General features: G+C 54.3%; 8 protein-coding genes. 4 read left to right on the top strand and 4 right to left on the bottom strand.

Features of this window, described 5'->3' with window-relative positions:
- Positions 1–32: 32 nt before the first annotated feature.
- The 4 genes from NP589_RS02540 to glyQ are packed head-to-tail and all read right to left on the bottom strand — an operon-like array spanning position 33 to position 4,287.
- Positions 33–797, bottom strand: coding sequence for a lysophospholipid acyltransferase family protein (locus tag NP589_RS02540; protein ID WP_256605540.1), 765 nt, complete (start codon positions 795–797; stop codon positions 33–35).
- Positions 763–1,305 (bottom strand): D-glycero-beta-D-manno-heptose 1,7-bisphosphate 7-phosphatase, encoded by a 543-nt coding sequence (gmhB, locus tag NP589_RS02535; protein ID WP_256605539.1) that lies wholly within the window; start codon positions 1,303–1,305, stop codon positions 763–765. The genes NP589_RS02540 and gmhB overlap by 35 nt, the downstream gene beginning before the upstream one ends.
- Entirely contained in the window at positions 1,302–3,371 is a 2,070-nt protein-coding gene (glyS, locus tag NP589_RS02530; protein WP_256605538.1) for a glycine--tRNA ligase subunit beta, read from the bottom strand. The genes gmhB and glyS overlap by 4 nt, the downstream gene beginning before the upstream one ends.
- Before the next feature lies 1 nt (position 3,372).
- Complete coding sequence (gene glyQ, locus NP589_RS02525) at positions 3,373–4,287, bottom strand: glycine--tRNA ligase subunit alpha (RefSeq protein ID WP_036272636.1); 915 nt, start codon at positions 4,285–4,287, stop codon at positions 3,373–3,375.
- Between the two features lie 311 nt (positions 4,288–4,598).
- Here glyQ and NP589_RS02520 point away from each other — a divergent pair, with 311 nt between their 5' ends.
- The 4 genes from NP589_RS02520 (at position 4,599) to NP589_RS02505 (ending at position 11,236) form a co-directional block, all read left to right on the top strand.
- A complete protein-coding gene (locus NP589_RS02520) occupies positions 4,599–6,764 on the top strand; it encodes a zeta toxin family protein (protein ID WP_256605537.1) in 2,166 nt (721 codons plus the stop codon).
- A gap of 222 nt (positions 6,765–6,986) precedes the next feature.
- Complete coding sequence (locus NP589_RS02515) at positions 6,987–7,583, top strand: VPLPA-CTERM sorting domain-containing protein (RefSeq protein WP_256605536.1); 597 nt, start codon at positions 6,987–6,989, stop codon at positions 7,581–7,583.
- Between the two features lie 225 nt (positions 7,584–7,808).
- The gene (locus NP589_RS02510) at positions 7,809–9,578 is read left to right on the top strand and encodes a DUF1175 family protein (protein ID WP_256605535.1); all 1,770 of its coding nucleotides are present in this window, start codon (positions 7,809–7,811) and stop codon (positions 9,576–9,578) included.
- Positions 9,548–11,236: a hypothetical protein gene (locus NP589_RS02505; protein ID WP_256605534.1), complete on the top strand. Its 1,689-nt coding sequence runs from the start codon at positions 9,548–9,550 to the stop codon at positions 11,234–11,236. The genes NP589_RS02510 and NP589_RS02505 overlap by 31 nt, the downstream gene beginning before the upstream one ends.
- Positions 11,237–11,515: the final 279 nt, after the last annotated feature.

The following is an 11,515-nucleotide window of genomic DNA, read 5'->3' as shown; positions in this document are numbered from 1 at the left end:
GGTCAAGAAGACGTTTATATCCTAATTTCGATTTACGCCTCAGTGCGTTCCTCGTCGATTTCCTGCATCGCTTTATTGATCCATGCTTCGGCTTCTGCATTAATATCCTTCGATTTTTTATCGACACTGCTAATAGCCGGCCCAATCTTTACCTTAATGACGCCCGGATATTTCAAAAAGCTGTTACGTGGCCAATATTCGCCGGCATTGTGCGCTAAGGGGATCACCGGAAAACCCGATTTTTGCGCCAGCATAGAGCCACCGGCATTAAATTTTTTATGCGCTCCCGGCGCCACTCTGGTTCCTTCAGGAAACACCACTACAAACAAGCCTTCCTGCAAACGCTCGATACCCTGATCGATCAGCATTTTTAACGCTTCTTTTTGATTCTGCCGATCAATCGCAATCGGCTTTAACGTCGCCAAGGCCCAGCCGCCGAATGGAATTTGCAGTAACGATTTTTTCAGAACCGCGGTTTGCGGGGAAATAAATTGCCGCAAGGCCACCGTTTCCCAGGCCGACTGATGTTTGCTGAGGATAATCGCCGCGCTATCGCGCGGAATGTTTTCCAGGCCTTCCACTTCATAACTTAAGCCGCAACACAACTTCAGCATATACAGCAGGCAGTTGATCCAAATATCGGCGATTTTATAGCGCATCGGAAACGGCAGAAAAAACCCGCCCAAGATGGCTACCCCGACAATCAGCGTCGAGAATACTATGTAAATGAACAACAATGTCGAGCCTAAATAGACTCTGAAATCAGCTTGTCGAGACGATGTGCGTGGCTGCGTCATAAAGATTATCGAAAATAGGAACGTTGAGTTGAGGATTACCAATAGCGGTTTTTTCGCCTTTCCCGGTTCTGACCAAAATCGGTTTGGCACCGGCTGACTCGGCGGCCTGAATATCGCGCAAGGAGTCGCCAATTGCATAAGTCCGGCTCAAATCGGCGTTTGTGGCGCCAGCAAAGCGCCGAAATAGTCCATCTTTGGGCTTGCGGCAGTCGCAGGAGTCGTTTGGGCCGTGTGGGCAAAAGTAAATCGCCTCAATACTTCCACCCGCCAGATCGACCAATTCATGCATTTTGGCGTGTATCGCCTCCAACGCTGCCAAATCGAATAAGCCTCTGGCAACCCCCGACTGATTGCTGATCACCACCACTTTGTAATCGTGCCGATTTAACAGCGCTATGGCTTCCAGACTGCCGGCCAGCGGCAGCCATTCTTCGGGAGATTTGATGAATGCGTCGGAATCGACATTGATAGTGCCGTCCCGATCCAGAATGACGTAACGCTCGGTCACGATTGCAATTTGGATATATCGGCGATTTTCAAGAATTGATTGGACAATTTCGCCAGCAATGCCAAACGGCTGTTGCGCAAGGCTTCGTCGTCGGTATTGACCATCACATTATCGAAAAACGCATCGACGCTATCGCGCAATTGCGCCAGTCGGCTCAATGCCTGCGGATAAGCCTGTTCGGCTAATAGCGGCAGAATGTCGGTTTCCGATTGCTCGGCAGCGGCCAGCAAGTTTTTCTCGGCCGCCTCGATCAGGGTGCCAATGTCCTCGGTAGGTGCGTGATCCGATTTTTTCAAAATATTGATGATGCGCTTGTTAGCGGCCGCCAGACTTTCCGCTTCCGGCAAGGCCCTAAAGCTTTGCACGGCGCGAATACGCAACATAAAATCCAAGGGGCTGGTCGGATTGACCGCCAATACCGCTTCGAATTCGTGGCTGGTGTAGCCTTGATCCAGGCAATAGCCTTTTAAGCGGTCGAATAGAAAACCGATCACTTTCTGTCGGGTTTCGGCCTTATTAAAGTCATGGCTGAATTGATCCAGTGCCGCGTCCAGTAGTTCCACTACATCCAAAGCAATACCGTTTTCGATCAGTACCCGCAAGATGCCCAGCGTGGCTCGGCGCAACGCATAAGGGTCTTTATCGCCGGTTGGGATCAAGCCGGCGCTGAAAATGCCGGCCAGGGTGTCTATTTTTTCCGCCAGCGCCAACACCTGGCCGATTGCGCCGCTCGGTGTCGCGCCGCCGGATTGTTTGGGATAATAATGCTCTTCCAAAGCCAATGCTACGTCGGCATGTTCGCCATCGGCCACAGCGTAATAACGACCCATCGTGCCTTGCAGATTGGCGAATTCGCCGACCATATTGGTCATCAAATCGGTTTTAGCCAACAGTGCGGAGCGCTTGGCTAATTCGACATTGGCGCCAAGTTTTTCGGCGATCAAAGCCGCCAGATTAGCGACGCGTTCGGTTTTGTCGAACAAAGTGCCCAGATCTTTTTGAAAGACGATGCTTTTCAGGCTCTCGACCCGCTCGGCCAACGATTGCTTTCTGTCCTGTTTCCAGAAAAACTCGGCGTCGACCAGACGCGGCAACACCACGCGTTCATTGCCTTGACGGATGGACTCCGGGTTGGAACTTTCAATATTGGCGAAGGTAATGAAATGCGGTAACAAACGGCCAGCAGCATTTTTAACCGGAAAATATTTCTGGTTGGCCTGCATCGTGGTGATCAATACCTCCTGCGGCAACTCCAGAAAACGCGCGTCGAAATTACCCACGACCGGTACCGGCCATTCGTTTAATGCCGCCACTTCTTCCAGCAAGTCGTCTTCGATATGGGCGATACCGCCAACGTTGCTGGCAGCTTGATTCGCGGCGTCGCGGATGATGGTCATGCGTTCGTCGAAGTCGGCCAGCACCTTGCCATACTGTTTCAGAATATCCAGATATTCGTGCGGACTGCCGATGCTCAAATCCAGTGGCGAATGGAAACGATGGCCACGGGTGACGCGGCCGGTGGTGCGGCCGAGAATGTCGGTGATCAGAATTTCGGAGCCAAACAGCAATACTGCCCAATGTACCGGCCGAGCAAATTCGGCATCGAAACTGCCCCAACGCATACGTTTGGCAATCGGCAAATTGTTCAGGCTTTTGCGGATAATGTCCGGAATTAACTCGGCAGTGGCCTGGCCTTTAACCGCCTGTTTGAAGATCAGCCAAGAACCCTTGTCGGTTTCTAGTTTCTCCAATTCCTCAAAGCTGGCACCGCAACTGGCGGCAAAACCCAGCGCCGCCTTGCTCGGCGAACCATCGGGGGCGTAAGCAGCCTGAATTGCCGGACCGCGTTTTTCCACGACCTTGTCGGTCTGGAAGGTTTGTAAATCGTCGATCAACACTGCCAAGCGGCGCGGCGTGGCGTAGGCGCGGCCTTGGTTGTAGCTCAAACCGGCTTCTTGTAAGCCGGCCAGAATGTTGTCCAGCAAGGCCTGGCTGAGTTTTTTCAAGGACTTCGGTGGTAACTCCTCGCAGCCCAGTTCGAACAATAAATGATTGGTCTCGGTCATGTTACGCTCCCTGTCTGGCGAGGATCGGAAAGCCCAGCGCTTCCCGGCGGTTGTAATAAGCTTCGGCGACCGATTTGGCCATGTTGCGTACCCGTAAGATGTAACGTTGCCGCTCGGTGACCGAAATGGCGTGGCGGGCGTCGAGCAAGTTAAAGGAATGCGAAGCTTTCAATACCATTTCATAAGCCGGCAACGGCAGGTTTTTCTCCAGCAACATCAGGCATTCGCGTTCGTAGGTATCAAAGCATTGGAACAGGAAATCGACATTGGCGTGATCGAAGTTGAATTCGGACATCTCGACTTCGTTTTGATGGAATACGTCACCGTAAGTGACCACGCCTTGCGGGCCGCGCGTCCAGACCAAGTCGTACACAGACTCCACGCCTTGCAGATACATGGCGATTCGCTCCAGGCCGTAGGTAATCTCACCGCTCACCGGCCGGCATTCCAGGCCGCCGACTTGTTGGAAATAAGTAAACTGCGTGACTTCCATGCCGTTCAGCCAGACTTCCCAGCCTAGGCCCCAAGCGCCTAAGGTTGGTGATTCCCAGTTGTCTTCCACAAAACGAATGTCGTGCTCCAACAAATCCAGGCCTAAATGGCGTAAAGAGCCCAAGTACAATTCCTGAATATTGTCCGGCGAGGGCTTCATAATCACCTGAAATTGGTAATAATGCTGCAGGCGGTTGGGGTTTTCGCCGTAACGGCCGTCGGTCGGGCGGCGCGAAGGTTGCACATAAGCGCTGTTCCAAGGCTCGGGTCCGATGGCGCGCAAGAACGTGGCGGGGTGGAAAGTACCGGCGCCGACTTCCTGATCCAAAGGCTGCAATAACACACAACCCTGATTCGACCAGTATTCCTGCAAGGTCAGAATCAGGCCCTGAAAAGTAGAGACATCGTTTTTGCTAATCGACACGTCGGGAGCCACTTGATAGATAAAAAATATACTTATTGTACCTGAAAAGCGGTCGCCAGACAGGCGTCAAGGGGCTTTATAGAATCCTGCCCATGCCTGCTAACATTGCTCCACGCAGGCGAAATCCGAGAATGAAACCCCTCTGGCCTCGTCATAAGACGGAGCACCATATCGCAATGCAGCAGACTTACTCGGCCGCCAACAATAGCGCTTTCCCGGTCAATGACATTCAGCCAATATTCCTTCTCCTCCAATAACCAGTTAAGATCACCGCCTATAAAATAATAACTATAAAAATAAGAGGGTCGATTATGCAAAACCCCAGCCGGAATATTCCGGGTTACCGACCGCTAAAACGCCTGCGTACCGCACTGGCCATCGCCCAAGGCGCGGGACTGTTATCGACCTTGCTGCAAGAGCTGGAAATCACCGTCTCGCACGATCAGACCAAGCGCGTCACTTATATGACCGGCTTGTACTCGCGTATTCACCGAGAGATGTTTAGCGATTGGAAGGAACAGCCCACCGTCACTCATCGGCCCGGCACGATGCCGGATGCCGGCAAACGCAAACAGTTTCGCGAGGCGATTGAAAGGCTGGTGCTGGACGGCGACAGCAATGCCGACACGGCGATTTTCGATAATAACGGCTTTGTGATTCATAGCGACGACATCGCCGAGCGGTTGGCCAGCTTCTATCATTCCTTGAGGGTGATTCGGCCGTATGGCTACGGCAACCGAATGACGCTGGATTTTTTCATAACCGCGTTGGGCAATCTGCCGGCCTTTAAAGCGGTTTACGAACAAGGTGTCGACTTTCGCCGCCTAACTGCCGATGACGCTTTAGTCCTGCACGATCACGGCAGCCAACACCGGGCGCTGAGCCGCGCCTTTGCCCATGCGCTCGATCCTAAACGGATTAAAAGCCTGCATAACCATGCCAACCGCTACGGCAAATGGCCGGAGAACAAACGCTTTTTACTAGGCATTCCGTTTCTGTCGCATATCACCGGCGATGGCGTGGAATGTCTGATCACCGTGACTGGCGGTCTGGTGCCATTGAGCAGCATCACCGCCGAGCAACTTATTGCTGGCCAACATTTTGCCGACAATCCCTTAAGCGTATCCGAACACATCATCGGCTATCTGCCGGGCACCGAAGATTTGCGCGCCCCCGGCAAATTCGAGATTGATGCCATCCCCATTCGCGAAGACGGTGTCGCCCCTTTGTTTTGCTTGGACGTGAACATGCTCACCGGCTTGCGCTCCCCCAGCCAGGCCGAGTTGATCGATTTATTGAAGCAATGCGCCGGCGAGCAAGCCAATTTATTTTTATTGGCGGACAACGAAACCTTAAAACAAAGAATGCTGGTCGCGGCCCGCAACGAAACCCGCCTGCGCCGCACCGTGGAAATTGCCTACGAACGTTTGGCTAAGATTACTCGGATTTTATTGGCGGCCAGGGATGCGATTTTTGCCGGCAAAACCCCAGCGGACCAACCGCACTTTTTGATGAGCATGGGCGGTGCCGGCGCCGGTAAAACCGCAGTCGAGGAAATCGCGACGGCACTGTGCGGCGACAATTTTGTCATCGCGTCCCTGGACGAATTCAGAAAGCTCAGCGATTTGTACCGCTTGTTGACTGCTGCCAACCACCACAGCGACGACTACGTTTACGTCGAACCCTTCGCCAATCGGCTGCGTGACTTGGTGGCGCAACAGGCCCGTGAGTTGCGGATCAATATTCTCTACGACGGCACCGGCATTCCCTATTATCCGCGCTATTCGACTGCGATCAAACATTTCCAGGCCGCCGGCTTTCGCACCCAGATCGCCGCCGTCGATGCGTTTTTGGTGAAGCCGGTCGGCCGGGAACTGGAGCTGTCGCGTTCCGGCGTCATCGGCAGCGTCAAATCGCGCTTTGAAGCGACGGGTCGCGCCTTGCCCTGGGTGGTCACTATCGACAAACACATCCGTTCGCCGCAAGAATTCCTGAATGCCTTGGAGGACACTGCGGTGGCAAAAATTTCGCTGTTTGCCAACGACGGCGAGCGTGACCGGCATTATCTGGTCGCGGAAAGTTTCTTGCTTAGCGATGCCGAACTGGAGCAATTGCAACAGCAGCAACTGGCCGGCAACTTGGTCGAGCATTCCCTGGGATTGATCCGCCGGCATCCGGATTCAGTATTGAAAAGTCTGGCGGGCATTTGCGACACCAAATTGGCGGCGCTGATCGCCCGCAACCCGGACTTGAGCGAAGATAATGTGGGCTATTTAATCTACAAAGGCAGCGAGGGCAATCGCGTGTTGCTGGTTTACCACCTGCGGCGCATGATCGACTTTGTGGAAAAACGCCAACTCAATCCCAATGCATCCGGCGAAGAAGGCTTGTTGCACAAGCCGGTGGCGCTGGCGTTCCATGTCGATCCGAATGCGAAAGACGCTTGGGTTACCCGTTTGCAAGGGACTCTCGAATAACTTTATCCTTCCTTACTGCCCTTTTGGGAGGGTTGTGAGTGAATTGCTAAGACTATAGAATCAAGCATCGCTTTTAAAATCATGAGAGACCTTGTAATGAAATCGTTCGTCTTAACCAAATCGTTAGTAGCTGCTGGGGTATTGCTTTTATCCAGCACCCAGGCCTTTGCGTCGCCCATAAGCTTGGGTTTTACGCGTGTTACCAGTAATAGCAGTCAAGACGTGGCTAGTCAGTTGCATGTCGAGGTATTTAATCAGGCCGATGCTCTTTCGTTATTGAGCGAAAGTATCGGCGTAAATGATGTGTTATTCACGTTTAAAAACACAGTTGGCATTGCTTCCAATATCGCCGAAATCTATTTTGACGACGCTAATTTTCTGCTTTCTCAATACGCTCCTTTTCTGCAGTTAGGTGGGACGACTGATTTCGGCACCACCCTGAACCCAAGCAATTTGCCTGGCGGCAACTCAATGGCTATTCCTTTTGTTGCAAGCTCTGGTTTTGGTGCGGATGTTAATCCGGGCAATCCTAGCAAAGGGATCAACGCCAGTAACGATTTGCTGGGTATTCGTATAGCCTTGCAAAACGGCGTTAGCTTTTTGGACCTTGGTCATGGCCTGCAAGACAACGCTTTACGTATCGGCTTACATGTCAGATCAATTGGTGCGCAAGACGCAAGCGATTCATTTGTTAGCAACGGTGATACAGCCGGCGGTGGCGGTTTAGGTTCTCCGGTACCGCTGCCAGCGGCGGCCTGGATGTTCTTGACTGGTGTGGTTGGCTTTTTGGGTGTGCAACGCCGCCGGACTGCGGTTTAATCCCGACCATCGGATAATCAGCTCAGCTATTAAAGTCGCCTGCCTTTTGCCGTTTACCTCTTGATGATGAAAATCCCCCGCTCCAGCCGGAACGGGGGATTTTTTTTGCGCCAAAATAGGGTCTGTCCAAGTTATGCAGAACAACCGGCAGTTAGATTTGCCGTTAGCCGATTTGCTTGCTACATTTCCAACACTTACTAAATCCGGTAGCCCGAGGAGGCCTTGATGCGGATACCCCTCTTGTTCGATATCCGCTGGTTGGGCGGTATTGCCGCCGTGCTGTTGGCTTTATCGGCTCAAAGCCGCGCTGCGCCTAGCGACGACCCGGACATTCTGGCCCGGCGCGGTCAACAACATCCTTTGTCAACCGCACCCACCACAGCACCCACCCTGACACTTAGCAAGCCGGCCGGCGGCTGGACCAGCGGCTTGCAGATTACCGTGGCCGGCACTTGTTCCGACGCAAGCGCCGATCCCATCGTCGTCAATATCAACGGTGTGCGTTACTACGTGCGCAATGCCAACGGCAGCTTTTCCCGTGCATTTCCGGCCGCGAAGGGCAAAAACACCGTGATTGCCGAATGCGCCAACAGCGCCGGTATTGCCAAGGCTTCCACCACAGTCGATGCGGTGATTGCTTCGATTGGTTTAAAAGTGGTCCTCACCAGCGATAGCGATGGCGTGTATACCGATTTGCATATCTACGAACCGGACAACAGTCACGTCTATTGGGCCGATACCAATTCCAACAGCGGCGGCATCTTCTTTTTAAATCAAAACGGCGACAATTTCGACCAAGCCGGCTATGGGCCGTATCTTTACGTGCACCCGGCCCCGCCGCTCGGCGTGTTCCGCATCGACACCAATTACTGGCCGGGTGGCGCGGTGCAGCATACCCTGGCGAATTTGGATATTATTCTCGACGAAGGCTTACCCACGGAAAGCCGACGCCGGGTGCAAAAGCCGCTGGCTCGGCCCGGCGAAACCAAAACCCTGGCTTATGTGGTGATCCAAGGCAACCGCCAGCCGGCAAAAATTTACGTACCCGGCCAGGACGCCGAGCGGGACATGCCAATAGAAGTAAAGGAATACATCAAACACGAACCCAAGCGGGAAGGTGAAGCCGAGGACAGTACGGAGGAGTTGGGCTATCTGGAGCCGTCTGCATCGGGAAATAACGCAACTCCCTCTGCTGTAGAAGAACTTGCCGCACAAACTAAAATAGAACCCTCTCCCTCCGGGAGAGGGCAGGGTGAGGGTTTGCAAATAAATGCTTTACCTTATTTGACCCCCCTCACCCCAACCCTCTCCCGCGGAGAGAGGGAGCTGTCACAACAGCCCGAAGAGGGCGGTGGTGTGGAGCATGTAAACAGGCAAGCCTACTTGCTACCGCAAGACGCCGATGCGTTGCGCCAAGTCGTCACCGACGTAGCCTTACTGCAAGCCCGCAAACTTAGTCCGCTCTGGGAGCCTAAACAACGCGATTGCGCCGGCCTGGTACGTTTTGCTTACCGCACCGCTTTAGAGCCACGCGACGCCGCGCGCACCGCCAAGCTTGGTGTGCCGGCCAAACTGTTGCTGCCGCCCCTATCCGAGCAGGCCCGCAAAGCCATACCCGACTACCCGCAAATCTGGCAAACCGGCTTGAATAACGGTCAACCGCGCTACGGTCATTTTGCCGATGCCGAAACCCTGATCGGCTACAACTTCCGCTTGAAATCCCGCAATTTGGCGGCGGCGCAAAGCGGCGACTTGTTGGTTTATCAAAAACCCTTGATCAACGACGAGCCCTACCATTTGATGCTGTTCGCCGCCGGCCATCCGGAAAATCTGGCCGTGTATCACAATGGCGCGCAGGGCGAAGAGGCTCAAGTGCGGGTGGTCAGCGTCGCCGAATTATTGCAATCGCCCGATCCGGTGTGGATCCCCCGCCCGGAAAATCCCTATTTCCTTGGAGTGTACGAATGGAACCGCTTAGCCCCGCAAAACGCCTGACCGTGATTGCCTCGGCGGCGGTGCTGGCCGTCACCGCTGGCGTGGTCGCCTATCAGGATTATTCCCGGCAACCCTTAAGCCGTTTGATGCGCACCGGTCTGCCCTTGCTGGACTTGACCGTGAAATTGCGCGATTCCGCCGATAACGACCTGGACGCCAGCACTTCGCTGGTAGGCAGCAACGACGAAGTTTCTTCTGGCGACGAGCATTGCCCGGCCTTGACCGGCGGCGATGTTGGCTCGGCGACCGCCGTGGATGTGACCGTGCAGCGGCCCGCGGATTGTCCTAAGCAGGCGACCTGGTACGTGAAGAAACATCCGGTGGCCTTTACCCTGAACTTCAATCAAGGTGTAGCGTTTTTAAACTGGTGGGATACCCAGCCGCAAGTGCACAGTTTGGTCGGCAATCGTTTCGTGCAGGGCCTGTTTTTCGGCGTGTTGCAAAGCCTGAAAGTCAAAGCCGAGCAACTCAATCTCGATGGCCTGCAGGGCGAATTTCTGGCGCAATTACTGCGCGATGCGGTCGCTGCCAATGCCGAACTGCATTACGACATGGCCCATGCCAACCAAGGCTGGGTGATCAGTTATTCGCGTACCGACAGCCAGTTTGCCGATCAAGCCATGCCCGCCTTGGCCGGCGTGTTGGCTAGCAGCGGTTACCGACTCAACAAACTGCCGGAACCGATTCTGGAAACCCGCATCGGCTTGCAAAAACTGTTTTTTACCCAATTCCGCGAGCGGATTTATCTGGCGCAAAGCCTGGAAGCGTTATTGAATGTGATCGACAGCATCGCCCCGCAAAGCCGCCGCAGCGATGCGCCGCTGAGTTTGACGCTACGCAGCGAAGCCTTTATCGATAATTTATTACCGGTGCTGACCGGCGCGCCCACCTATCCGTTGCAATGGGATTTTGCCTTAAAAGACGGCCAACTGGGGACGCTGAATCTGCCGGCGGCGGCTTGGCAAAGCCAATTACACGGACAATTGTTTGAAGGCGTTTTAGCCAGCATCCCGCATGATGCCTTTGCCGGCGTCGCTGCCAGCCTGGCCTTATCGCCTGATTTAACGACAGAAAACTGGCAAACACTGGCAGCAAACGGCCCGTCTACCCAGTCTCCCGGTGCGGAACCGGCCGGCGTGGGTTTGGTTTGGGATTTCACCGCCGACAGCCCAACCGGCGCGGTCGGCATCATCGTCGCCAATCCCCAGCAGCCGCAAGCCAGCGCCGCGTACGCGCAATATTTAAAAGACCCGGACTTGGGTGCGGAATGCGCCGGCGGCAGTTTGTTCCTAGCCGCCAGCTCGGAAAGCCTGCTGACCCGGATGAAAGACGCCTGCAACAAACAGTCCTTAAGCCCCTTGGATTGGCAACGCGGCATCGAAAAACCACGCTGGCAATCCGCGCAACTAACCGCTTTCGTCAACCCCGGCGCGGCGGTGCGCGAACTATTCTTGGCCGGTGGTGCGGGTAACGCGCAGGAAGCCAATGAGTTTGCCCCGCGCTGGCAGCAAGACTATGAAGCCGCCAAGGCCGCGATGCGGCAGGAGGGGGATAAATTGTTTTATGGCTTGCCGATTTTGAGTTATGCGGGAAGGGTTGAGGGGGATTCTGGGGCTGTTTTGGCAGGTAAGTTGGTAGCTCAGGAAGGTGGGAAATGAGTGGGTTTTTGATCTTGCTTTGTAGTTGGGTTTGGCGTGTTTTTGAGTTGTTTGGGAGAGGTGTCGCTAACGCGACGGGTGTTTTAATGTCGGTTCGCGGACCGACAGCCGCGATACTTTTCTTTGCTTGGCCAAAGAAAAGTATCCAAAAGAAAAGCCACCCGGATGCCGCTTTGATCCTGCGCGCCAAAGCTTTTGCCGAGGGTTTTCGGAAGGGGCTTCCTAGCCCCTCCGAAAACGAGCGGCATCCCTGCCGCTCCCCTATCGGGCTAATCTCGG

The sequence above is a fragment of the Methylomonas rosea genome, assembly GCF_024505055.1.
GTDB classification, from domain to species: Bacteria; Pseudomonadota; Gammaproteobacteria; order Methylococcales; family Methylomonadaceae; genus Methylomonas; species Methylomonas rosea.
Note: the sequence above shows the minus strand (reverse complement) of the source record. Positions and strands in the feature narration are given on the sequence as shown.